This is a genomic window from Marinobacter sp. G5_S1_61_S3 (assembly GCF_054968585.1).
Genome location: NZ_JBQKUK010000024.1, coordinates 1 through 24,241, shown reverse-complemented (window position 1 = coordinate 24,241; position 24,241 = coordinate 1). Strand labels below are relative to the sequence as shown.

Annotated in this window: 21 protein-coding genes and 1 tRNA gene; 11 read left to right on the top strand and 11 right to left on the bottom strand. The window is 57.5% G+C overall.

Features of this window, described 5'->3' with window-relative positions; translation table 11 throughout:
- Positions 1 to 170: 170 nt before the first annotated feature.
- Positions 171 to 2,207 (top strand): excinuclease ABC subunit UvrB, encoded by a 2,037-nt coding sequence (gene uvrB, locus ACTRWH_RS19135; RefSeq protein ID WP_292046241.1) that lies wholly within the window; start codon positions 171 to 173, stop codon positions 2,205 to 2,207.
- Here the strand turns inward: uvrB and rimI are convergent.
- Positions 2,204 to 3,316, bottom strand: a complete 1,113-nt coding sequence (rimI, locus tag ACTRWH_RS19130) for a ribosomal protein S18-alanine N-acetyltransferase (protein WP_462826742.1) — start codon at positions 3,314 to 3,316, stop codon at positions 2,204 to 2,206. The two genes, uvrB and rimI, sit on opposite strands and share 4 nt — an antisense overlap.
- A 241-nt stretch (positions 3,317 to 3,557) precedes the next feature.
- Between rimI and ACTRWH_RS19125 the strand changes: the two genes are divergently transcribed.
- Complete coding sequence (locus ACTRWH_RS19125) at positions 3,558 to 5,057, top strand: RimK family protein (protein WP_041333093.1); 1,500 nt, start codon at positions 3,558 to 3,560, stop codon at positions 5,055 to 5,057.
- An 8-nt stretch (positions 5,058 to 5,065) separates the two neighbouring features.
- Here the strand turns inward: ACTRWH_RS19125 and ACTRWH_RS19120 are convergent, their stop codons facing one another.
- Positions 5,066 to 6,232: a cation diffusion facilitator family transporter gene (locus ACTRWH_RS19120; protein ID WP_228210744.1), complete on the bottom strand. Its 1,167-nt coding sequence runs from the start codon at positions 6,230 to 6,232 to the stop codon at positions 5,066 to 5,068.
- Positions 6,233 to 6,604: 372 nt separating this feature from the next.
- On the opposite strand from ACTRWH_RS19120, the gene ACTRWH_RS19115 reads away from it, so the two are divergent.
- Positions 6,605 to 7,624, top strand: a complete 1,020-nt coding sequence (locus ACTRWH_RS19115) for a quinone-dependent dihydroorotate dehydrogenase (RefSeq protein WP_041333094.1) — start codon at positions 6,605 to 6,607, stop codon at positions 7,622 to 7,624.
- A gap of 214 nt (positions 7,625 to 7,838) precedes the next feature.
- Here the strand turns inward: ACTRWH_RS19115 and rmf are convergent, their stop codons facing one another.
- Positions 7,839 to 8,048, bottom strand: a complete 210-nt coding sequence (gene rmf / locus ACTRWH_RS19110) for a ribosome modulation factor (RefSeq protein WP_040474610.1) — start codon at positions 8,046 to 8,048, stop codon at positions 7,839 to 7,841.
- A gap of 322 nt (positions 8,049 to 8,370) precedes the next feature.
- On the opposite strand from rmf, the gene rlmKL reads away from it, so the two are divergent.
- Positions 8,371 to 10,554 carry a bifunctional 23S rRNA (guanine(2069)-N(7))-methyltransferase RlmK/23S rRNA (guanine(2445)-N(2))-methyltransferase RlmL gene (rlmKL, locus tag ACTRWH_RS19105; RefSeq protein ID WP_228210743.1) on the top strand — a complete coding sequence of 728 codons (2,184 nt, stop codon included), beginning with the start codon at positions 8,371 to 8,373 and terminating at the stop codon, positions 10,552 to 10,554.
- Here the strand turns inward: rlmKL and ACTRWH_RS19100 are convergent.
- Positions 10,538 to 11,164 carry an outer membrane beta-barrel protein gene (locus ACTRWH_RS19100; protein WP_127401020.1) on the bottom strand — a complete coding sequence of 209 codons (627 nt, stop codon included), beginning with the start codon at positions 11,162 to 11,164 and terminating at the stop codon, positions 10,538 to 10,540. The two genes, rlmKL and ACTRWH_RS19100, sit on opposite strands and share 17 nt — an antisense overlap.
- Positions 11,165 to 11,277: 113 nt before the next feature.
- Entirely contained in the window at positions 11,278 to 11,757 is a 480-nt protein-coding gene (locus ACTRWH_RS19095) for a hypothetical protein (protein ID WP_036208396.1), read from the bottom strand.
- A gap of 110 nt (positions 11,758 to 11,867) precedes the next feature.
- On the opposite strand from ACTRWH_RS19095, the gene ACTRWH_RS19090 reads away from it, so the two are divergent.
- Positions 11,868 to 13,160 carry a M18 family aminopeptidase gene (locus ACTRWH_RS19090; protein ID WP_075196937.1) on the top strand — a complete coding sequence of 431 codons (1,293 nt, stop codon included), beginning with the start codon at positions 11,868 to 11,870 and terminating at the stop codon, positions 13,158 to 13,160.
- A 1-nt stretch (position 13,161) separates the two neighbouring features.
- Here the strand turns inward: ACTRWH_RS19090 and ACTRWH_RS19085 are convergent.
- A tRNA-Asn gene (locus tag ACTRWH_RS19085) sits at positions 13,162 to 13,237 on the bottom strand.
- Positions 13,238 to 13,310: 73 nt separating this feature from the next.
- Between ACTRWH_RS19085 and ACTRWH_RS19080 the strand changes: the two genes are divergently transcribed.
- A complete protein-coding gene (locus tag ACTRWH_RS19080) occupies positions 13,311 to 14,276 on the top strand; it encodes a YheT family hydrolase (protein WP_075196903.1) in 966 nt (321 codons plus the stop codon).
- A 7-nt stretch (positions 14,277 to 14,283) separates the two neighbouring features.
- Here ACTRWH_RS19080 and ACTRWH_RS19075 read toward each other — a convergent pair whose 3' ends face one another.
- Complete coding sequence (locus ACTRWH_RS19075; RefSeq protein WP_041333102.1) at positions 14,284 to 14,916, bottom strand: arylesterase; 633 nt, start codon at positions 14,914 to 14,916, stop codon at positions 14,284 to 14,286.
- Between the two features lie 80 nt (positions 14,917 to 14,996).
- Here ACTRWH_RS19075 and ACTRWH_RS19070 point away from each other — a divergent pair, with 80 nt between their 5' ends.
- Positions 14,997 to 15,689, top strand: coding sequence for an ABC transporter ATP-binding protein (locus ACTRWH_RS19070; RefSeq protein ID WP_082040509.1), 693 nt, complete (start codon positions 14,997 to 14,999; stop codon positions 15,687 to 15,689).
- Entirely contained in the window at positions 15,689 to 18,175 is a 2,487-nt protein-coding gene (locus tag ACTRWH_RS19065) for an ABC transporter permease (protein WP_228210742.1), read from the top strand. The genes ACTRWH_RS19070 and ACTRWH_RS19065 overlap by 1 nt, the downstream gene beginning before the upstream one ends.
- A 17-nt stretch (positions 18,176 to 18,192) precedes the next feature.
- Here the strand turns inward: ACTRWH_RS19065 and ACTRWH_RS19060 are convergent, their stop codons facing one another.
- From ACTRWH_RS19060 to ACTRWH_RS19045, 4 genes are all read right to left on the bottom strand, one after another.
- Positions 18,193 to 18,987, bottom strand: coding sequence for a substrate-binding periplasmic protein (locus ACTRWH_RS19060; RefSeq protein ID WP_127401025.1), 795 nt, complete (start codon positions 18,985 to 18,987; stop codon positions 18,193 to 18,195).
- Between the two features lie 191 nt (positions 18,988 to 19,178).
- Entirely contained in the window at positions 19,179 to 20,366 is a 1,188-nt protein-coding gene (locus ACTRWH_RS19055; protein ID WP_041333110.1) for an iron-containing alcohol dehydrogenase, read from the bottom strand.
- Entirely contained in the window at positions 20,366 to 20,911 is a 546-nt protein-coding gene (locus ACTRWH_RS19050) for a hypothetical protein (RefSeq protein WP_007154360.1), read from the bottom strand. The genes ACTRWH_RS19055 and ACTRWH_RS19050 overlap by 1 nt, the downstream gene beginning before the upstream one ends.
- A 75-nt stretch (positions 20,912 to 20,986) precedes the next feature.
- A complete protein-coding gene (locus ACTRWH_RS19045) occupies positions 20,987 to 22,267 on the bottom strand; it encodes a M48 family metalloprotease (protein ID WP_462826741.1) in 1,281 nt (426 codons plus the stop codon).
- A gap of 201 nt (positions 22,268 to 22,468) precedes the next feature.
- Here ACTRWH_RS19045 and ACTRWH_RS19040 point away from each other — a divergent pair, with 201 nt between their 5' ends.
- From ACTRWH_RS19040 to ACTRWH_RS19030, 3 genes are read left to right on the top strand one after another with little or no spacing between them, the layout of a single operon-like run.
- Positions 22,469 to 23,218 (top strand): DUF599 family protein, encoded by a 750-nt coding sequence (locus ACTRWH_RS19040; protein WP_462826740.1) that lies wholly within the window; start codon positions 22,469 to 22,471, stop codon positions 23,216 to 23,218.
- 18 nt (positions 23,219 to 23,236) lie between these two features.
- Complete coding sequence (locus ACTRWH_RS19035) at positions 23,237 to 23,707, top strand: hotdog fold thioesterase (RefSeq protein WP_462826739.1); 471 nt, start codon at positions 23,237 to 23,239, stop codon at positions 23,705 to 23,707.
- The gene (locus ACTRWH_RS19030) at positions 23,704 to 24,138 is read left to right on the top strand and encodes a PaaI family thioesterase (RefSeq protein WP_292046166.1); all 435 of its coding nucleotides are present in this window, start codon (positions 23,704 to 23,706) and stop codon (positions 24,136 to 24,138) included. The genes ACTRWH_RS19035 and ACTRWH_RS19030 overlap by 4 nt, the downstream gene beginning before the upstream one ends.
- Positions 24,139 to 24,241: the final 103 nt, after the last annotated feature.

The window sequence follows — 24,241 nt, the reverse complement described above, 5'->3', positions numbered from 1 at the left end:
ATGTTCAGGCCGCCTTTGACGATTCAGATGGTATCATGAAGCCCGCGTGACGATAAGTTTCTCTGCAGATTGCACCTTTTGATATTCGCGGTGCAATGCGTTGCCCAGATCACTTTTGATTGAATGAAGGATGTCTCCAGACTATGGCCACTTCAGAAACCGGCGCGCTCATGAAAGACGGCGCCTTCAAGGTGGATTCCCCGTTTCAGCCAGCTGGGGATCAGCCCAAAGCCATTGATGGGCTGGTGGACGGTATCCACTCCGGCCTGGCACACCAGACGCTCCTGGGTGTGACCGGCTCGGGCAAGACCTTTACCATTGCCAACGTCATCCAGCAGGTTCAGCGGCCGACCATCATCATGGCCCACAACAAAACCCTGGCGGCCCAGTTATACGGCGAGTTTCGTGAGTTTTTCCCGGACAACGCGGTGGAGTATTTCGTTTCCTACTACGACTACTACCAGCCGGAAGCCTATGTGCCATCTTCCGATACGTTCATCGAAAAAGACGCCTCCATCAACGAGCATATAGAACAGATGCGCCTCTCGGCGACCAAGGCCCTGCTGGAACGGCCGGATGCCATCATTGTTGCCACCGTATCCTCCATTTACGGCCTGGGCGACCCCCAGTCCTACCTGAAAATGATGCTGCACCTGGACCGGGGTGACCAGATCGACCAGCGTCACATCCTCCGGCGCCTCGCCGAGCTGCAGTACACCCGCAACGATGTTGAATTCCACCGGGCCAATTATCGGGTGCGTGGGGATGTGATCGATGTATTCCCGGCGGAATCCGAGAAAGAAGCCATCCGCATTGAGTTGTTCGATGACGAGGTGGAAAACCTCAGTTACTTTGATCCCCTGACCGGTGAGGTTCTTCGGCGTGTGCCCCGTGTCACCATTTATCCGAAATCCCACTATGTCACGCCAAGGCAGAAAGTGCTGGATGCCGTTGAGCGCATTAAGGTCGAGTTGGATGAGCGCCTGCAGCAATTAAGGGACAACAATCGCCTGGTGGAAGCGCAGCGTCTGGAAGAGCGCACCCGCTACGACATCGAGATGATGTTGGAGTTGGGATACTGCAACGGCATTGAAAACTACTCCCGGTACCTGTCAGGTCGTCAGCCGGGTGAGGCGCCCCCGACACTGTTCGATTATCTGCCAGCCAATGCGATGCTGGTGGTGGACGAATCCCACGTTACCATTCCCCAGATCGGCGCCATGTACAAGGGTGACCGTTCCCGTAAGGAAACCCTCGTGGAGTACGGCTTTCGGCTGCCCTCTGCGTTGGATAACCGGCCCATGCGCTTTGACGAGTGGGAGCGGATTGCACCTCAAATGCTGTTCGTCTCCGCCACCCCCGGCAACTACGAAGCCGAGCACGCAGGGCAGGTGGTCGAACAGGTGGTGCGGCCAACCGGTCTGCTTGACCCGGAAATCGAAGTCCGCCCGGCCTCTACCCAGGTGGACGATCTGCTCTCGGAGATCCGCCTGCGCACCGACGTCAACGAACGGGTTCTGGTGACCACGCTCACCAAGCGTATGGCCGAAGATCTGACCGACTTCCTCATGGAGCATGATATCCGTGTGCGTTATCTGCATTCGGATATTGATACCGTAGAGCGTGTTGAGATTATCCGCGACTTACGCAGGGGTGAGTTTGATGTACTGGTGGGCATCAACCTTCTGCGGGAAGGTCTGGATATGCCAGAGGTATCACTGGTGGCTATCCTGGATGCTGACAAGGAAGGTTTCCTGCGCTCGGAACGTTCGCTGATTCAGACCATTGGTCGCGCCGCCCGTAACCTCCATGGCAAGGCCATTCTCTATGGCGACCGGATCACCGGATCCATGCAGCGGGCCATCGACGAAACCGGGCGCCGCCGGGCGAAGCAGGCGGCCCATAATGAGGAGCATGACATTACGCCGCAGGGTCTGAACAAGAAGATCGCGGATATCATGGAAGGCGCCGGTGGCGGCAGCGGTCGCGGTCGCCGTAAGGCCGAGCGTCCGGGCGAGAAGGCGGCCGAGGAGGCGGAGAAGTACCGTGCCAAGGCGGGTAACCGCTCGCCGGAAGAGGTTCTTAAGGAGATCACCCGTCTGGAAGACGATATGTACAAGGCCGCCGCGGATCTGGACTTCGAGACGGCTGCGCGGTTAAGGGATGATATTTCCGAGCTTAAAGAGGCCGCCTTGCGGACCGGCTAACGCCTTGGTCCTACAATGACTGCAGCCTGCAATGGTTGGTTCTTGCCGTATCGGGACATACGGTCGAACACCCGGCGGTCTACCGGCAGGTATTGCTTGTCAGCGACGGTCTCACCAACCTCCGTATCGATTTCAGGGTCGTGCAGGTATACAAACTGATCATCCATCGCACATACCGTCACCCAGTGGGGCACGCGGCTGCGATTCAGTTGCCAGGTGCTGATCAGGATCACCGGCACACGGCCATCGTGGAGGGCAGCCTGAATCCCATTCAGGGTGAGCGGATCGTGATGGAGTTCGATACCGGTCTGGCCGATGTCGTAGAGAAAGCCCTCGTGTACCAGTTCCAGTACTCGCTTCTTGTCGTCGTTGCGAACCGTATCCTTGAATAGAGCACCCTCTTTGCTGATGTAGGCACTGGCGTGGAAGCCGCGGTGCCAGGCAGCCAGTGCCAGGCCGTGGGGGCCGCAGCCACCGTGGCCGGCGAGCATAAAGATGGTGGTGGCTTCACGCCAGAGTTTCAGTTCTTCCAAGGTGGTCATCGGCAGCTGCTCATCCAGGGCTGCCATGGCCATGATCAGAGCTGCCGGGCCGCAGGAGAATTCCGTGGTCTGCGGGTAATAGGGCACTGCCGGATATTCCCGGGAAGGCTCGTAATAGAGGATGCGACGCTCGAAGCGCAGGGCGGTGCCGTGGTCTTCGTAGTAGTCCCGATAGGTGCCGAACTGGCGATAGCCCAGGCGTTGGTAAAGCCGTATCGCCGGGGCATTGTCTTCCCGCACTTCCAGCCTCATCACGATGCGGCCTGCGTCGACCGCTGCAGCTTCTGCTTCCCGAACCAATTGCTCGCCTATATTTCTGCCGCGTTCCGCTGGCGAAACAGCAATGGAATAGATTCGCGCCAGCCGGGTGGCCGTGCTCATTAATACCAGGCAGTAGCCCACAAGCTCGTTGCCGGCCATCGCGACAATCAGGCGATCCCGCGGCATATCCAGGAAGCGCCGGAAGCTGCGCCGTGAGATCCGGTCTTCAGCGAAGCAGCGGTTCTCCAGCTTTACCAGTGCGTCCAGGTCATCGCTTGTGGCGTGACGAAAAGCGAGTGATGTCATAGGGAAAGAACTCTGGATAACTCAAATGTGGCGACTTCGCCGGATTCAGCTTTGACGGCTATTATGAGTGAGTGCTGACGTTGCCGATAGCATGCAATCATGCGTAAAAGCACGCATTTCGTGCTAATTGTAGGCTAAAGCGTTCCGGCGTATTGTTGCGAGATTGTACAGGCACCGTCGACGCATGGTGGGCCTGTGTTCCCCAAGCTTCCGGCACTGCCTTCATGGAGGAATGCCACTGATGTCACGATTGTTGATTGTTGTTGACCGCGCCAAGGACTGGGCACCGTATTACCCCAGTGAAGACGTGCTGACTTTTGATCAGTATCTACAGTTTTCCGCGCCCACTTCCAGTCGGGTGCGGGTGATCAACCTGTGCCAGAGCGCCCGGTACCTCAGTCGTGGCTATTACTGTTCACTGCTGGCTGAGGCTCGTGGCCATCATGTGGTGCCGTCTGTGATGACGCTCAACGACCTCAGCCGCAAAGGGCTGTTCTCGCTGCAGTTGGATGAACTGGATGCGAGCGTGATCAATTGGCTTGAGGAAGCCGGGGCTGAGATCGAGCCCGCCGGTGACAATAACCACGCCACGCGGGAAGTACGTGTCCGCACGTACTTCGGGCAGGCGGAACATGGGGATTTGAAGCCGGTTGCACGCGCGTTGTTTGATCGTTTCCCGTGCCCGGTTCTGGACGTGGTGTTCCGCCGTGGCAAAACCTGGCAGATAGCGTCCATGAAGCCAGGCTGTCCCGCCGACCTGAAAGGGAAAGAACAGGATGCATTCGCGGCGGCGTTTGACCGTTTCAGTAGCATGGTCTGGCGCAAGCCCCGTACCCGCCGTCGTTATCGGTTTGATCTTGCGATGCTGGTCAACGAGGACGAGGAAATGCCTCCCAGCGACAAAGAGGCGCTGGAGAAATTCGAGAAGGCTGGCCGTAAGCTGGGGATTAACGTGGAGCAGATCGGCCGCCGTGATTATATGCGGCTGCCGGAATACGACGGCCTGTTTATTCGCGAGACTACTGCCATCGATCATCACACCTATCGTTTCGCCCGCAAGGCCGAGGCCGAGGGCATGGTGGTGATCGACGACCCGGTGTCGATCCTGCGTTGTACCAACAAGGTCTATCTGGCGGATCTGTTGAAGAACAACAAGATCCCGACACCAAAAACCCTGATTCTGTCGAAGGATCAGAAAGACAGTGCTGAACAGGTGATTCGTGATCTGGGCTTTCCTGCCGTTATCAAGATTCCTGACGGCGCCTTTTCACGGGGAGTCACCAAGGCGGAGGATGAAAAAACGCTGCGGGCGGGCCTGAAAGAGCTGTTCAAACAGTCGGCACTGGTGCTGGCCCAGGAGTATCTTTACACCGATTATGACTGGCGTATCGGGGTGCTTGGCGGCCGGGCCATCTATGCCTGTAAATACTACATGGTGGAGGGACACTGGCAGATCTACCAGCATGGTGGCGCGGAAGTGGACAGCGGTGGTTTCGATACCATGCCGACGTACGAGGTGCCCCGGAACGTCATCCAGGCAGCGCTCAACGCCACACGTCTGATCGGCAATGGCCTTTACGGTGTGGACATCAAACAGTCTGGTAACCGAGTGGCAGTCATTGAGGTAAACGACAACCCCAGCATTGATGCCGGGGTCGAGGATCGATTCCTGGGAGGGGAGTTATACACCCTGATCATGCAGGAGTTCCTGTCCCGCATGGAGGAAAAGCGGCGTCGCTAGACGCCCTGTCAGTTCTCGGTATGGGCGTGCCATATCCTGAGGCTGCCGAACCACGCGTAGCGGCCCAGGTCCTCGCTGATCTGACGGGCGTCAGGAAGTGCCTCAGACTCAGGAATCTCCATAAACAGTTCCATATGGACCCGGTTGCGGAGGTAATGCAGCCGTAGCCGGTTGTTGGACGGCAGGTTTTCTATGTGTTGGTGAAGTACCTCGCGGATTTCCGCTCGGGCGGGCAGTTGCTCGGAGGTCTGGGGGTGGATTTCGTCGTTCTCGGCATCAATGTGGAAATTGATGTCGAGAATGTTGTCCAGGGCATTGCGCATGGCTTTTACCACCTGCATTCCTATCTGATGCCCTTCGGAGACACTGATCTCCGGCGACACCACAAGGTGCACATCCAGCAGGATGTCATGCCCCATGCGTCGGCTGCGAAGTTCATGCACGTTGCGCACGCCGTCGGTCTTACTGGCGATGTATTTCAGTGCTTCGGTATCTTCCGGGGACAGGCCTGTATCGACGAGTTCTTTCACGCTGTCGCGGGTGAAGCGCCAACCGATGTGAATGATGATCCCGGAGATAATCACTGCCGCGAGAATGTCCAGCCACAGGTAGCCCAGCATGGCGCCGATGGTCGAGAAGAGCACCACCACGGAGGAGAGGGCATCAGTGCGGCTGTGCCAGGCATTGGCGATGATCAGGTCCGAACGGATCGCTATGCCAACCCGGCGTGTGTAGCGATAGATCCATTCCTTGCTGGCAACGGAGATGACGGCTGCCACCAACACCGGCCATTCGGGAATGTTCACAGCGCCGCCATCAAGCAGTCGCAGGGTGTTATCCCAGGCCAGGGCCGCGCCAACGGCAATGAGGATGCTGCCGAGCACCATGGTGCCCATGGTTTCTATGCGTTGGTGGCCATAAGGATGGTCCTGGTCTGGCGCTTGACGGGACACCCGCATGACGCCCAGTACGACCAGGTCCGATGCGACATCCGTAAAGGAATGAATGCCATCCACCAACAGCGCCTGGGAATGAAACAGCGTTCCGGCGATGACCTTGAGAATGCCCAGTACACCATCCAGTAGCATTCCGATAACGGTTACACGCGATGCTGCCCTGCGCTCCTGGGGGAGTCCCTTGTGTTCTTGGGAGGAAAAGGTCTGCTGGTCCGTCATTGAGGTTCTCCGTGGGCCTGATCGTCAGTATAACGAACCTGCCACTGTATGTTTTATGCACATGGGCGTAATCGCTGAATGACGTAACATTCTGTGACCGAACTGCCTGCCGTGACAGAAAAGGCTCCGTAAATATTTGATATTTATAAATAAATAAACTGATCAAAAAATGATCAATCTGTAGGCTGGCGCGAATATCAAGGGTTCGGCCGCGTTGCCCCGCGATTTTCAACAGGGTTATCCACAGATTCCGTGGAAAAGGTCACAAGAGCTTAACGCTACAGACATTTAGCCGTCATATTTAAGGTGTAGGGCGATGCTGTGGAAAACTTCCGGTATACTCCGCATCGTTCTCGATCAGGGAGATTGTGTATGTATGGCATTATGCGCGAACTGCTGTTCCGGCTGCCACCGGAGACTGCTCATAACCTGACGTTGTCGGGGCTCGATATGGCAGGAAAGCTCGGGTTGCTCCAGGCGCTCGTCAGCAAGCCGGAGCCGCTGCCAACCAAGGTGATGGGCCTGGAGTTTCCCAATCCCGTTGGGCTGGCTGCAGGGCTCGACAAGAACGCTGATCATCTGGATGCCCTGGGCGCATTGGGATTTGGGTTTATCGAAGTAGGCACTGTCACGCCTCTGGCTCAGCCCGGCAACCCGAAGCCGAGAATGTTCCGGCTCCCTGAGCACAGCGCCATTATCAATCGGATGGGTTTTAACAATCATGGCCTTGAGCACCTGCTGGATCAGGTGGACAAGCGTCGTTACGCCGGCGTACTGGGTATCAATGTCGGCAAGAACAAGGCCACACCCAACGAGGAATCCGAGTCAGATTATCGCAAAGGTATCGCGGCGGTGTATTCCCGCGCTGACTACATCACGGTGAACGTATCATCCCCCAATACGCCCGGCCTGCGGGATCTTCAGTTTGGCGACTCTCTAAAGGGCCTGATGCACGCCATCAAGGAGGAGCAGGCACGTTGTGAGAAGGAACATGGGCGCTACGTGCCGTTGGCGGTGAAGATCGCCCCGGATATGGACGACGACGGAGTGCGCTTTGTGGCCAACGCTCTGAAAGAGTCGGGGCTGGACGGTGTCATAGCCACCAATACCACCATCAGCCGCGAGGCCGTTGCCGGGCATCGGTACGCGGAAGAAGCTGGGGGGCTCAGCGGGGCGCCGGTAAAGGCGTCTTCCACCCGGGTGATTCAGGCTCTGTATGCGGAACTGGGAGAGTCGTTACCGATTATCGGGGTAGGCGGCATTACCGACGGTGACAGCGCGGCTGAGAAAATTCGTGCCGGCGCAAAGTTAGTGCAGATTTATACCGGTTTTATCTATCGCGGTCCGGCGCTGATCCGGGAGTCGGTCGACGCGATTCGGCGTCTGACTTGATGCGGTGGTGAGAACGGTGTGCCATGAGGTGTGCCAGGAAGTGAGGCCAGAAATAAAGTGGGCCCGCTTAGCGGGCCCGTGCGGGGAATAAACCCCGTGGCGTTTCATCGCATGGTACGGGTCGGGAGGACCCGTTTGGGTTGCTCTGGGTACTGCGCCAAATTGTGTGTTGTTGAAAGATCAGATTAAAGATTCGGGGTGCTGACAAACAACGTTATGCCGTTACGTTTGCCAGTCTGTGGATGCCGGATACGCCGGTCATGCCCTCCCATTGATCTGTGCGGCCTTCTCGCCACCCGTTGAGCCATTCCTGGCGAACTTCCGGCTGTTCCAACGGGCAACTGTCTTTTGCTTTACCGGACACGCCGGCCAGGTAACCCCGTTTGAATGCACGAGCGTACATATCTCTTTTCTGTCTTTTCATGCCGTTCCTCACTGATGGATTAACAGAACAAGCGTGTACACATCTGCCGTGGCCGAGACTTGGGGCAACCCTTCCGGGGTAACCCACTATTGTCAGGTATGGCCAGAGCAGTCAGGATCCTGTTAACAGAGAGCCCTTTGTTGGCTCCCCGGAACGACGCGTCACCTACAAGGTAAGACTAAGCCAGCGCCCTTGTACACTATTTATTTCATCTATATGAAGCTTCTCTTATAGTTGTGTGACATAACAAGCCAGTGAAAACCTCGGAAAATGCGCTAATCCCACGACCTTAGCCATCGTAGAAACGACTCAGGAGTCGAACGTGTCAGACCTTAACTTTTTCGTAACCTGCCCCAAGGGCCTGGAGTATTTGCTGGAGGACGAACTGCGTACCTTCGGCATGGACCCGGTCCGGAACGCACCGGCAGGTGTCTGGGCCAACGGCACCCTTGAAAGTGGCTATCGTGCCTGCCTGTGGTCGAGGCTCGCAAACCGGGTCATCCTTCATCTGGCGGACGTGGATGCCACCTCCGGTGACCAGATGCTGGGGGGTGTGACGGATCTGGAGTGGCAGCAGCATATTCCGATGAATGGCAGTTTTCGCGTCAACTTTGTCGGTCAGAACGAAGCCATCCGAAACACGCAATATGGTGCCCAGCGAGTGAAGGATGGCATTGTGGACCGTCTGCGCAGTGCCAGTGGTCAGCGGCCTTCCGTGGACGCCAAAAACCCGGATGTAACGGTATCCGCACGCCTGAATCGCGGCAAACTGTCGGTAGGCATCGACCTGAGCGGCGACAGCCTCCATAAGCGGGGCTACCGCACGGAAAAGGGGGCAGCGCCACTGAAGGAAAATCTGGCGGCGGCTCTGCTGACGAGATGCGGTTGGCCGGAACTGGCGAAAGCCGGCGGCGATTTCATCGACCCTATGTGTGGTTCCGGCACGCTGGTGATTGAGGCTGCCATGATGGCTCTGGATCTGGCGCCCGGCCGCAAGCGCGAACGTTTCGGTTTTGAGCGTTGGCTGGGCCACCAGCCGGACCTGTGGTTGTCACTGCGCCAGGAAGCCGAGAAGCGCGCCTATACAGGCAAGCAGGGCATTGAGGGGCGCGTTCCTGCCTTCCTGGGCTTTGACCAGGATCGAGGGGTGATACAAACCGCAGGGAACAACCTGCAACGGGCTGGCCTGGAAGGCATCGTAACCATCAAGCAGCAAGGAGTTGACCAGTTCAGCCGCGAAGAGGCCTGGGCTGAGACTGGCCTGGTGCTGGTTAACCCTCCCTACGGCGAGCGCCTGAGCGAACGCAAGGAGCTGGGTGGTCTTTATCGCAGCCTGGGTGAAGCCGTTAAGGAAGCGTTGCCGGGCTGGCGGTTTGGCGTATTCACCGGTGCGCCCGAGTACGGCAAATCCATAGGCCTTCGCAGCTACAAGCAGTACCGACTCTACAACGGCAAGTTGCCGGCGCAGTTGCTGTTGTTCAACGTGGATGACGCCAGCGCCATGACACCGCGGGAGCCCGATGTACCTGGCGAGGTGACGCTTCGCATCGCCAATGAAGAGCGCGCTGCGATGCTGCGCAATCGCCTGAAGAAAAATATGAAGACCGTCGGCCAGTGGGCCCGCAAGCAGGGTATCGGCTGTTACCGCCTGTATGACGCCGATATGCCCGAGTTTGCACTCGCTATTGATGTCTACGAGGGTCGTGTCCACGTTCAGGAGTACGCTGCTCCCAAGTCAGTCGACGAGCGTTCCGCACGGGAACGGTTGGCCGAGGCTCTGGCGGTGATTCCTGACGCCATCGGTGTCGAGCGGGAAGACATGGTCTGCAAGCAACGACAGCGGCAGACAGGTACCAGCCAGTACGAAAAGCAGGCAGCCAGCGGAGAGTTTTTCAACGTTCACGAACATGGTTGTGTTCTGAAGGTGAACCTCAAGGATTATCTGGATACGGGCCTGTTCCTGGACCATCGACCAGTACGCAACTGGATTCAGCAGAATGCTGCGGGCAAGCGGTTCCTGAATCTTTTCTGTTATACCGGAGCGGCCACCGTGCACGCAGCGGTCGGCGGCGCGACCCGTTCACTGAGCCTGGACATGTCGAAAACCTATGTGAACTGGGCTCAGGAGAATCTCGCGCTTAACGGTGCCGATGCATCCCATCACCGGGTGGAGCAGGCGGATTGCCTGGCGTGGCTGGCGGGCAAGCCAACCAGCGATCAGCGTTTTGACCTGATTTTTATGGACCCGCCCACCTTCTCGAATTCCGCCCGCATGGCCGGGGTACTGGATATTCAGAAAGACCATGGCAGGTTGATACGCCAGGCGATGCAGCGGCTGACCTCAGAGGGCCTGCTGATTTTCTCGACCAACTTCCGGCGCTTCAAGCTGGATGAGAGCCTGGAAGAGGAGTTCGCCATTGAAGAAGTGACCCGGGACACCCTGGACCGGGATTTTCAGCGCAATGCTCGAATTCACCGGTGCTGGCAGGTCAGAACTCGTATTTAAAACCGGTTGAGAACTGGAAGGTGTTCGCGCCGGTTTCGGTGTCTTCAAACAACCGGCCACCTTCCAGGACGATGAAACCATTATCGATAACCTCGAAATCCAGGCCAAGCAGCCAGCTCACGCTGAAGGAACTGTCCGGATATTCGTCCGCGATTGAGGCGTAGGGCGAGTCATCGTCAGGATCGGCTTCCCGGGCCTTGCCCAGCTGAGTCAGAGTGGCTACCCCCTGAACGTGGGAAAACCCGAACTGGGCATAGGCGTTGGCGTAATCGGTGATCGGGTAATGGCCGCCGATGTACCAACTGGCGAAGTACTCGATGTCCAATTCCAGTTCGTTGTCGATTTCGGCGGTGGTGGTACCCGCACCTGCGCGGATCTCCACGTGAAAATACTCGGAAATATGTGTTCCAAGCACCATGGATCCTGTGGTTGACCAGGCTGTTTCGAGGGTGTTCTGGCCTACAGACCGGTGGTTGAGGCCGGTGGCCAGAATGCCGACGTAGGTCATGCCTTCGCGGGGAACTTTATCCTGTGCGCTGGCCATGCCCGGTGTGAGCAATGCTGCGGAAAGCGTGGCGGCCGTGAAGAGGTGTCGCAACAGCGTGTTCATTGTTATTGGGCTTCCTGGCGTTGTCGGATTCCGACAGATTCTGCCTTCTGTAACTGTTTGTTACGTCGACACAAGTCACAGTTCGCATTGCCAGCGACGTTGTAGGATGGGGTTCAGTCGAAGAAGCCTTCCTCACGTGCAATCAATAATAATGCATAGACCCCGTTTTCGGGCAGTTGAGGTTCCAGGCCTTCGTCGGACAGCAGTTGCCTGCGTCGGTCGTCCAGTGCTTCCCGGGGCAGGGACGTGACCAGTTCTTCCATGCCCGCGATTTCGAAGGGCGCGTCCATGGCGACGGCGGTGAAGATCAGATCCACCAGGATTTCGTCCGGGTCCATGCCGTCCACGTAAACCGTCTGGTCGGGCAGGTCCTGATGAAGCTCCTGGGCCAGTTCGATCAGGGGTACGCCCTGTTCTTCCAGGTAGAGCAGGTCGATATCGCCCAGGTCGGCGTCTTCCGGTATCCATTCGTCGGCCGGGGCGATGACGACGGTTTTCATCTGACCGTCTTCCAGTGACCAGGCCATGGCCACGGGGAACAGAACGTCGTCGGTCTGGCAGTATTCGATATCAAGAAAACGCGGTGCGGGCAAGGTACACTCTCCGGGTAGCCGGGCTGCGCGGGCAGCCGTTTTGTACGGATATGACGTCGGGCGCCATCATGCCATACTGGCGCCGCAATTATCAGTTTATCAGGGACATCATGGAACACGCTGAATTTAACACCAATCTGCTCGAATTTCTGAACGCATCACCGACCCCCTGGCACGCTGTAGCCAGTATGAAGCATCGTCTTGATCAGGCGGGTTTCAGGGCCCTGGATGAGAAAGAAGACTGGGAACTGGAAGCGGGGCAGGGCTATTACGCCATCCGTAACGGCTCATCCATCGTGGCGTTCCGCACTGGTCGCCGCGACCCCGAGGAAGCCGGTATTCGTATGGTGGGTGCCCACACCGACAGCCCCTGTCTGAAGGTGAAACCCAACCCGGAACTGCGCCGCAAGGGGTTTTTCCAGTTGGGTGTGGAAGTGTACGGCGGCGTGTTGCTGAATCCCTGGTTTGATCGTGACCTGTCCCTGGCGGGTCGGGTCACTTACGTGGATGAGTCCGGGTCGGTGAAAGACACACTGATCGATTTTCGCAAGGCCGTGGCGTATATACCCAGCCTCGCCATTCATCTGGACCGGGAAGCCAACAGCAATCGCACGGTTAATCCACAAACCGATCTTCCGCCGGTATTGATGCAAGTGCCGGAGGACGACACCACCCGCTTCACCGATCTGCTGACCGACCAATTGGCCACGGAGGCCCCGGGTGTCCGCGTTCGTAAAATTCTGGGCTATGAGCTTGGCTTCTACGACGCCCAGCCAGCATCGCTGGTGGGGCTGCGCGAGGACTTCATTGCATCGGCACGGCTGGATAACCTGCTGAGCTGTTACATAGGGCTGCAGGCTTTGATCGAATCTTCCGGAGACGAACCGGCGCTGCTGGTATGCAACGACCACGAGGAAGTGGGCAGCATGTCGGCGGAAGGGGCTCAGGGGCCGTTCCTGTCAGCGGTTCTGGATCGTTGGTGCGGTAAGGGTCGGGCGCGCGCGATTGCCCGCTCGATGATGATCTCGGCGGACAACGCTCATGGTATCCACCCCAACTACATGGACAGGCACGACGAGAACCACGGCCCGCTTTTGAACCAGGGGCCAGTGATCAAGGTCAACCATAACCAGCGTTACGCCACCAATAGCCGCTCAGCAGCGTTGTACCGCCACATCAGTGATGAGCTTGACCTGCCATATCAAACTTTTGTGGTGCGCAGTGACATGGGGTGTGGAAGCACGATTGGCCCGCTCACCGCCGGTAATCTTGGGGTGACAACGCTGGATATCGGTGTGCCACAGTTTGGCATGCACTCAATCCGGGAAATGGCAGGAACCAGAGATGGGGTGACGTTGTTTCGGGTGCTGCGGGAGTTCATGCAGCGAGAGGAGGTGCTGTAAATGGCTCCCCGAGCTGGGCTCGAACCAGCGACAAACGGATTAACAGTCCGTTGCTCTACCAACTGAGCTATCGGGGAACAAAGTCGGAATGGCGCGCATAATAGGGACTTTGCCCGGCGGCGTCAACCCCATGAATTGAAAGGTTAAATTTTGTACGACCACAATCTGTATTACAAGCCACCCCTGTGGTTGCGCAATGGCCACGTCCAGTCTGTCTGGCCGACTCTGTTTCGCAAGGTTTCACTGACAAAGCCGGTCAGGGAATCGCTGCCAACAGAGGACGATGACGAGTTACATCTGGATTGGTATCGCCAGGGGAACGACCGGTTGGCGGTGTTATCCCACGGCCTGGAAGGGCACAGTCAGCGTCCTTACATGCAGGGATTGGCGCGCGCGCTGTTGAACGACGGTTGGGATGTATTGGCCTGGAACTTTCGTTCGTGCGGCGGTGTGATGAACCACCAGCCCCGCTTTTACCACAGCGGCGCAACTGGCGACCTGGACAGGGTCGTGCAGCATGGACTTGCTCAGGGATATGGAAAAGTGATGCTCTCGGGCTTCAGCATGGGCGGTAACCTCACTCTGCTATACCTCGGGCAGAAGTCAGAGCAGGTGGATAGCCGTATCTGCGGCGCTATCACCTACTCCGTACCCTGTGACCTGGCCGGCAGTGCCGATACGCTGGCCCGGCCCAGCCGGCGTATCTACATGCAACGTTTTCTGCGTGACCTTCACGCGAAGATGGAAGAGAAGTCGAAACGATTCCCGGGGCTGATCGATATTACCGGGTTCGAAAAGATTCGCAGTTTCCATGAGTTTGATGACCGCTACACCGCCCCGTTACACGGTTTCCGAGATGCCAGGGACTATTGGGAAAACTGTTCTGCCTTGTGGACTTTAAAGGACATCCGTGTGCCGGCGCTGATGGTTAACGCTGCCGATGACCCGTTCCTGTCCCGGCAATGTTTTCCGGAATCCCGTGCGCAACTGGGCGCTTACGTGAGGCTGGAAGCGCCCCGCTGGGGCGGCCATGTCGGCTTTGTTGAGCACGTTCAGGATGGCTATTACTGGTCGGAGCGGCGGGCTGTGGCGCATGCCCGCACGCTGGTGGCTTAAAGCAGGGCTATTCCCTGAGCATGGGTTCCAGTACTGGCCAGATGTTATCGAGCAACTGACCCTGCGCTTCTGCCGTTGGATGAATGCTATCGCCCTGCATCATGCCTTCCTGGTCATAGATACCTTCCAGGAAAAAGGGGAGTAGTTCGGTCTCGTACTGGTCAGCAAGTTCGGGGTAAATGTCCGCGAAGGCGCGGGTATATCGCTGACCGTAATTGGGCGGAATCTGCATGCCCACCAGCAGGGTTTCGGCGCCCGCCTCCTTTACCTGCTCAATCATCCGGGCCAGGTTCTGGCGGATAACGTTGGGCGGAAATCCCCGCAAGCCATCGTTACCACCGAGCTCGATGACAACAACGGCGGGTTCGTTCTTATCCAGAAGATCCGGCAGGCGGCGCAGACCGCCGTCGGTGGTTTCGCCGCTGATGCTGGCGTTCACCACCTGCCAGTGGTCCAGGCCCTCGCCCTCGAGCCGTTCCTGAAGCAGAGCCACCCAGGATTCCCCGGTTTGCACGCCATAGGCTGCGCTGAGGCTGTCGCCAACGATCATCAGTGTGCTCTGGCTGGCCTGAGCCTGGGCACCAACACACATTAAAGCGAGAAAAACTATTGATCTCAGGCGTAAAAATACCGTATGCATAGAGGTCCTGTGTTCAAGACAACCGTTGTGGAGAGCTCGTGAGCGACTTAAGTGATCACAAACCGGATAATGTTAGCCCCATGCTGAAAGTCAGTAATCTGACGCACAAGGTCAGCCTGGAGACAGATACGTTGACGATCTTGCAGGGGGTCAGCCTGGAAATCAACCGGGGTGAATCCGTCGCCATTGTCGGGCGCTCCGGCTCCGGGAAAACCACGTTGTTGGGGCTGTTGGCCGGATTGGATACCCCATCTGATGGCACCGTTGAACTTGATGGTTCGGTGATCAGCAAGCTCAGTGAGGATGAACGCGCGAAACTCCGGTCCCGCCGTGTTGGCTTCGTGTTCCAGTCATTCCAGTTATTGCCGGCCCTGACCGCGCTGGAGAACGTTATGCTGCCGCTGGAGCTGGGCGGTTTCGATTCTCCGAAAGCCAAAGCAAAGGAGTTACTGGAACGGGTCGGGCTTGGCGAACGGCTCTCTCACACCCCGAGGCAGCTTTCCGGTGGCGAACAGCAGCGGGTGGCCATTGCTCGCGCCTTTGCCTCCGAGCCGGCCATCCTGTTTGCCGACGAACCCACGGGCAATCTCGACAACCGCACTGGCGCTGACGTATCCGACCTGTTGATGACCCTGAATCGGGAGCAGGGCACAACATTGGTCATGGTGACCCACGACGAACGGCTTGCCGCCCGCTGTGGCCGACAATTCAATATCGAGGCCGGTGTATTGACCGAGCCCTCGACGGCCCCTCAGCCAGAAGCGGTGAACTGATGGCGGCTTCAAAGAAACTCATGTCGGTCAAACGTGACTGGCGGGAACGGGATGTTCGTGTGGTGCTCTCGGCACTGATCATCGCGGTTGCCACGGTAGCAACCATTGCCCTGTTCGCCAGCCAGTTGCAGCGTACCCTGGTGTCGTCAGCCAGCTCTTTTCTTGCCGCGGATCGCCAACTGGAAGCGGAAAACGGCCGCCCGATTCCTGAGGGTTGGATGCAGGAAGCCGAGCAAAGAGGGCTGGAAACGGCCCGTATGGTCGAATTCTCCACGATGGTCTTTGGTGCCGGGAATTTCCAGCTGGTGTCGGTCAAAGCGGTGAACAACGCATACCCGCTGCGGGGCGAAGTGGAATACCAGGAGGGTGCGGAGGCGCCGAGGCAAACGGTTGCCCATGGACCTGCGCCGGGCGAGGTCTGGATCAACCCGCGTTTGCTGCGACTCCTGGAGCTCGAATTGGGAGACACCCTGGAGGTTGGCAATCAGGGGCTGATCATTTCTGGCCTGCTGGTGCGTGAGCCGGACGGCGGCTTCAATATGTCCGCTCTGGCGCCGCGGGTAATGATGCACGTGGATGACGTTGGCGCCACCGGTGTGATTCAGGAGGGCAGTCGGGTTGAATACGTGTACCTGTTTGCCGGTGAAGAAGCGCTGCTCGACGATTACTACGGTTGGCTGCAGCCACGTCTGGAGCCCAGCCACGAGTGGGAGGGTGTGCGAGACGGCGAGACCTTCTCCCGCTCCCTGGAACGGGCTGAGCGTTTTCTGTTGCTGGGTGGCAGCCTGGCGGTGATGTTGGCGGCGGTCGCCGTGGCGGTCGCCAGCCGTCAGTACGCGTTATCGCAACGGGATACTGTCGCGCTGTTGAAAACCCTGGGGGTTCGCAGCCAGGGAATAGGCCGCCTGTACCTGCGTCGATTGGCTCTGTGGGGTATTGTTGGTGCCGTTGGCGGCCTGTTGGTGGCCTTACCTCTGTATTGGCTGCTGTCCAGCGTGTTGGGGGATGTGCTGGAGCGGCAGATAGACTACCAGATTGATCCCAATGCGTTGGCGCCGGCGTTGTTGACAGCGCTGGTGTCGCTGTTTGCCTTTGCGTATCCGCCCATCCGAAGGCTGCGGAATGTACCGGCGATGCGGGTGTTGCGAAGCCAGCCTGGCGAATCCGGCCGCGAAGCGATTCCCGACCTGGTGATTGCAGTCGTCGCAATCTTTGGCTTGGTATGGATGTATGCCAGGGAAGTGTCCCTGGTGTTGTCCCTGCTTGGTGGGCTTGCCTTGCTGCTCGGTACTCTGGGCCTGCTTGGGTGGTTGATGGTCACTACGCTGCGCCGCATCAGTGGTGGTGGGAACGCCTGGCGGCTGGCACTTGTGGGTCTGTACCGGCATCGCCGAGCCAGCCTGTCCCAGATTGCGGTCTTCGCCATGACGTTGATGCTGGCGGCCACGCTGATCCTTGTCAGAACGTCCCTGCTGGACGACTGGCAGTCGCAATTGCCTGAAGACACGCCCAATCACTTCCTGATCAACATCGCCCCGGAGGCGGTGGATGAGGTGGATGCATTCTGGGCGGAACGCGGGCACCCACTGGAGAAGCTGTATCCCATGGTCCGTGGCCGGCTTACCGAGTTGAATGGGAAGCCGGTGAAGGAAGCCGTGACCAAGGACGAGCGGGTCGGTGCCCTTAACCGCGAGTTAAACCTGACCTGGATGGAAGAATTGCCGGAGGACAACGGCATTGTTGCTGGCCAATGGTTCACGAACGGGCAGACCGACGGTGTCTCCATTGAAGCGGAGCTGGCTGGAAAGCTCGGTGTTGAGGTGGGGGATGAGCTTGGCTTCACCATTGGCTCAGAGAAGATCTCGGAAACCGTGACCAGTGTTCGTACGGTCCAGTGGGACAGCATGAAACCCAATTTCTACATGGCGTTTCCTCCGGGAGGTGGGCTGGAAGACATGCCCGCCACGTGGATTACGGCGTTCTATCTGCCGGCGGACCTGAAATCCCAGCTCAACGATTTTTCACGCCGGTTTCCCACGGTTTCCGTACTTGAAATCGACCATGTGATTGAGCGTATTCAGGAAATCGTACGGCAGGTTACCCAGGCTATCGAAGCGATATTGGCGTTGATCCTGGCCGCCGCTCTGGTTGTGATGGCTGCGGTAGTCAGTGCCACCATGCAGGATCGGCAACGGGAAGGTGCGCTGCTGCGGACTCTGGGCGGCCGACAGACACTGCTGGTAAGGAGTACCATGCTGGAATTCGCGTTGCTGGGATTCTTTGCCGGTATTCTCGGCGTTGCGGCTGCGGAAGGCGCCGTCTGGGCGTTGCAGTTCCGCATGTTTGAAGGCGAGTTCCGTTGGCACTGGCAGACCATACTGCCCATCCCACTGTTCAGTGCCTTGGTGTTGGCGCTGTTCGGTCGCTGGCAATTGAAGCCCGTATTGAGCGTATCGCCGATGCTCCTGCTCAGGCGACTTGAATAACAGAGGCGATTCCGGAGTTAACGGTAGTTGGAGAGAATTTCATCCAGTCTGCCGTTTTCCCGGAGGGCTTGGAGTTCCCGGTTAAACGCGTTGGCAAAAGGTGCCCACTCCTTCCGGAGCATCAGTCGGAAACCGTATTCGCTGAGCTTGGTCGAGGTAGTGGTGAACTCTCTCTGGAGCCCCTCGTTCCTCAGGATCCACTTGCCAACCAGGCGATCTGCGATCGCGGCGTCGAGATCTTCGCCATGGAGAACGTACAGGAACATGTCCCGGTCCTTGGAGACGTCAAAGCGCCTGATGTCTCCTGACTCAAAGTACGGTTCCAATGCGGGGTAATGGTAACCGAGGTGGGTTACCAGGGTTTTCGAAAGCAGATCCTCAGGCACTTCAAACTGAAACGCTGAGTCTTTCGGCACAAACAGGACTTCTTCAATATTCACCACGGGATCTGTGAAGACAAAATCCTCGGGGTTGTCAGTCCATTCCTTCGCCCGGGTGGTGCCGTCTATGTAGCCGTCCATCAGCATCTGATCGACCCGTTTGCGGGGAATTTTTTCGGCGACAACGCGATAATCCAACTGCTTAGCCACCAGGACAACCACGTCCCACATGATGCCGGACTGTTTGTCGCCTTCTGTGATCAGGTAAGGGGGGTAGCCATTCGGCGAGACGTTAAATCGGAATACGCGCTCTGCGTCCTGTGAGGGAGCTTCCTCGTTAGCGAATGCGGTTGCGCCGCAGAGGGACGTAAACAGGAGTGCCAGTGACGCAATAGAGATCAGGATGTGCCGACTGGATGAGTCTTTGCGCATAGATGCGAGGCTCTGTTTCAAGGAGATATTCTAATCCGGCTACATCCCTGCCAGCTACTGCGGAATTGTCACTGTTTCTCCTGTCAATTTCAATGACATGATTTGAATGTTTTTGTAGCGTTGAGTGTCGGCCTGTATTCCCTGAAGGGCCTGAAACACCCGGCCTGAGCCGGGTGCCGGGCGTTACCCGATCAGGCCCAGGCGCGCTTCAGAACCGCGCGAGCATCTTCGAGGCTAACCTCTTTCGGATTGAACATCATGGCGCCGTCGTCCATGGCCATTTCGGCGATGGTATCAAGCTGGTGTTCCTCAACGCTGCCTGTTTCCTTGAGAGTGCGGGGCAGTTTGCAGCGTTTGTGGAGCTCGTCTCGCAGCTTGCGCAGGGCTGATATGCTGGCTTCCGCGCGGCGGCTGGCCGGTGTGGCGGAATAGACATCAGGCCCCTCGAGGTAGAGCAGTAACTCGCCCAGCGGTGCCCGGATCGACTCGAGGTTGTACTCCAGTACGTAAGGCAGGTACAGGCTCATACACAAACCATGGGGCAGGTGGCAGATGGCGCCGGTGGCGTGCCCGAGGGCGTGAACCAGTCCCACCATGGAGTTCGAGAAGGCGATCCCGGCCATGGTCGAGGCCTGCGCCAGCTCCAGTCGGCCATCGCTGTCTTTCGGGTTATCCATGACCTGCAACAGCGAGGTGCTGATCTTTTTAACCGCCGCTGTGGCATAGGCATCACTAAGCGGGTTCTTGGCCATGCAGGTAAAGGCTTCCGTGGCATGGGTCATGGCGTCCATGGCGGTGGCAGCCGTGATGTGGGGAGGCAGTGTCAGTGTCATCCTGGGGTCGATCACGGCCGCATTGGGCAGCAGGAATGACGAAGTGAAGGGGAGTTTCACCGATTTGGTTGTGTCAGTGATGACGGCTACCGACGTTACCTCCGAGCCTGTACCGGCGGTGGTAGGAACCACCAGGAACGGTTTCAGGGGATGTTTGATCACCCCCGCGCCACTGTAGGCGGCGATGTCATCTCCGCCTTCTGACACCAGAATGTTCACGGCCTTGGCGGTATCGATGGCAGAGCCACCACCCACCGCAATGATGGAGTCGCATTTCTCGCTACGATAGATGCCGGCAATGTCCCTGACCACGTCGGTGGACGAATCCGGCGGTACATCGTCGTAGATGCTGATAATTTCCAGCCCGCTTTCCTCGCAGGCCGCGACTACCGGGTCCAGAAGGCCGGCGGCCCTGACACCCTTGTCGGTTACGATCATCGGGCGCTTGGCGGCGAGGCCGGTGAGCTCGTAAGGAATATGCTCAAGAGCCGCTTTGCCGGCGATGACTTTGACCGGGCAGAAAAACTCGTAATATTGGTTCGTCATTATGCTCTTACCGTCTCGACAAAATGGGTTGCAACCTTGAGGTAGATACGGGCTGCGCTGAGGAGTTTCTCAGGCAGGTGAAGGTTTGAGGGGTATTCCTTTACCGCACGTTTCGCCACCAGCTTGGGCAGGATGAAGGTTTCAAGCCGATTGAGGACGCGGGTCATGCGAATGGCATAACTGATATCGCCATCCACCAGCATGCGGTCATTGGCGAACGCCACCGAGGTTTTCTCCTGGAACGAGAGCACCAGGAAGGCGTGAGCGATGTGCTTGAACTGAATGGACAGGTCCACCGGGCGAGGTGCGGAGTCCCCATGGTAATGAAAGCGGCCATTCCCTGTGTGCTCAACAATGAGTCGTGACCCGTCTGGCATCACCATCATTTCAAACAGGAAGCCATCGGGCAGGGCCCGGGCTTCCTTTTGCACCGCGGAATCAATTTCACTGACAGCCTGGAGCGCGCGCCCCATCACCTGGAACATCAGCTCCACATAAAGCCGCCGGGCCTGGAACACCATCGGCTGGATACGTTTCGCAAGCATGGCAATCGTCCGATTGTTGTTTAAGTACATCGATTTTTAGAGTTATTGCTCTAAAAGTCAATGCGGACGATGACGTCAGTTCTGCGTCAGTTGGGCCAGCTTGCGTTTTGCTTCCTCGGCCACCTCACCGCCGGCCTCTGCTGCGGTGCTGTAATACTGGATGGCTTCCTGGCGTTTACCCTGCTTGACAGCGACATCACCCAGCCGCAGGTAGGCGATTGATGTCGGCACAACCTGATTGGCCTGGCTCAGGTGTTCGCGGGCTTTGTCATAATTGTTCAGCTCCAGGGCATTCAGGCCGCTGTGAAGCTGGTAAGTGAACATCTCCGGATACAACGACGTGGCCTTGTCGAAGTCTGCGGCGGCTTTATCAAGGTTTTCTTTGGCCCGGTAGATGCGCCCACGAAGTGAGTAGAAAGCGGCTTCTTCCGGTTCTACCTTGATGGCCTCATTCACTTTGGCGAGTGCTTCGTCCAGCTTGTCGTTGCTGGCCAGTTTCATGGCTTCGTCATAGGCATCGTAAGCAGGCTGGCGGCTGCGCAGGAACGACAGCTTCTTCTCGTAGGTTTCTTCGCCGCGATAGCCGCCCGCGCCAATTTTATTGACCAGTTCCTGGTTTTCACGAACGCGTTTCTGTGACGGCGGGTGAGTGGCGAACATCCCTTCAATGAAGCTTGTGTCACGGCCCTCAGAGAGCCGTACAAACACTTCCTGCAATTCCACGGCTGCCTGTGGGTCGTATCCGGCTGCTTTCATGTAACGAATGCCATAATGGTCAGATTCCAGCTCATCCCCCTGGCTGTATTGGGCGAGCGCGAGCTGTGCACCCATGGCCGCGCCGCCCATGATCAGGCCGGCCCATTCGTTATCAGACAGGGCAAAACCCAACCCCGCCACGCCTGCGCTGATCAACATGCCTTGCTGCATGCGTTGGACACTGTGGCGTGCGGCCGCGTGAACTATTTCATGGCCAAGAACCGACGCCAACTGGGCCTCATCCTCCAACTCCATCAACAGACCCCTGTTGATGGCAATCTTCCCCCCAGGAAGCGCCCAGGCATTGGGAACACTGCTGTTGAGAACCACAAACTCATAGGGTAGGTCGGGACGGTCACTGACCTTTGCCAGCTTCTGGCCTACCTGACTGACGTACAGATTCAATTCCGGGTCGAGGTAGAACTGGCCACCCTGGGTTTGCTGCGTGGGTTTGTACTGCTCGCTGCCGATGGAAAGCTCCTGGCTCTCGGGAATCAGTGACAGCTGCTTTTCGCCGGTGACCGGGTTGACTGAGCACCCGGCAAGGAAGGCCACCACCACAAAAACGGTAAGATCTCGAAAGCCTGTGTGAACGTTCACGATAAACTCCTTGTTTGAATACCTGGGCAGACCCTCGTGGATACCCGCGGTCGCCGTTGCTGGGCATTGGGATGTTTATACCATATCTCTGTGGGCGGCTGTGATGCTACCCGTAAGGGCCTGTTGTATGGAGGCTTTGTCGGCTTTGCGGTATGATCAAAAACTCCAATTCCCGTTTTATACCGCATCCGGAACGACTTCATGAGCAACTATCTGGAACTCATTGCCCTGGTCTGGTTTTTGATCTGCTGGCTGGGCTATTCCGAGTATTCCAGGCGCAAGGCCAATGATCGACCCTGCCTCTCCAACACACTCGACCTTTATCGTGAAGACTGGATGCGCGTGATGCTCCGCCGGAATAACCGCATATCCGACGCCTCCGTGGTGGGTAACCTTGAGCGCAACGGTGCCTTTTTCGCGTCCAGTTGCTTGTTGATCCTGGCCGGTATCATCACGGCGCTGGGATACACCCAAGAGGTCATGGAAGTGTTCAGTACCATGCCGTTTGGCACCTTGCCCAGCCGGGAAATCTGGGAAATGCGGATGGTCGTTTTGATGGTGATCTTCATCTATGCGTTCTTCAAGTTCACCTGGTCCATGCGGATGTACAATTTCGTCTCCGTGCTGATTGGCAGTGCACCGCTGACAACCGATACCAAGGCAAGTCCTGCTGCCAGGGAAGCCTTTGCAAAGAACGCCGGAAGGGTTTGCAATCTTGCTGGCGATGCCTTCAACCTTGGGTTGCGCTCTTACTATTACGCCTTGGCAGTGGTTTCCTGGTTTATCCACCCATTGGTATTCATGGGTGCCTCTACCTTGATCGTCATCGTTTTGTATCGTCGGGAGTTCCGCTCTACCGCGCTGAAGGCGCTGCGAGCCGGCAAGGTGTTCGAGGAGCCGCTGCCAAAGTCGGATACCGAGAAAGAAGTTGGTAAAGAAACCCAAAACTGACCTGACGAGCCTAACATTATGAAAGACTCCATGAGGATGGACCGGGTCCGCCGGTTTATAGAAACCCTCAACCAGGGACGGGAACTGGGCCTGACAGTAACATCTGCAAAGGTAGGTCAATTGACGCTATGCCTTCCTTACAGTGACCGCATTATCGGCAACCCGGATACGGGCGTTATCCATGGTGGTGCCATCACAACGCTGATGGACACCACTTCCGGTTCCGTGATCATGTGCAGCCTGGATGACTTCGAGTTGTGCCCGACCCTGGACCTGAGGGTGGACTACATGCGCCCGGCGGAACCACACAAGCCGGTCTACGCCCGCGCTGAAACCTATAAGGTTACCCGCAATATTATCTTTACCCGCTGTGAGGCCTATCAGGAGCCGGGGGAGACCATCGCCAACTGTGTTGGTACGTTCATGCGTATCGGTAAGGAAGCGACTCCGAAGTCGTTCCGCGACTTGATCACTGGAGGCGAAGAATGACCAATCCGGAAATCCTCCGCTATACCCAGGACACCGGGGATTTCTCTCGAATGTTGGAGAGTATCCCTTACGCCCGTTTCATCGGCCTCGAGTGCGACCGTTTCGGCGACGACCTGATTTTTCGCCTGCCCATGAAAGAGGAAAACCTGGGTAACCCGATACTGCCAGCTATCCATGGTGGGGTGATCGGCGGCTTCATGGAGTTGTCAGCGGTTATCTATCTGATGATGTCCCAGGAAGCTCTGAGAATGCCCCGCATCGTGGATTTTTCACTCGATTACCTTCGTGCTGGCCTGAACCGCGAGACGTTCGCTGAATGTCAGCTCACCCGCCAGGGCAACCGCGTAGCCAATGTGATGATCACCGCCTGGCAAAAGTCCCGCTCCCAGCCCATCGCGACCGCACGGGCGCACTTCCTTTTGGAAGACTGAAATCGTTTGGACGGGGTTGAAATGCCCCGGTCTAGCCCCATTTCTGGTTCTAACATTCAGGCATTGGTGCAGGCGAGCAGTTGCGGATGGGTTTACGAAACAC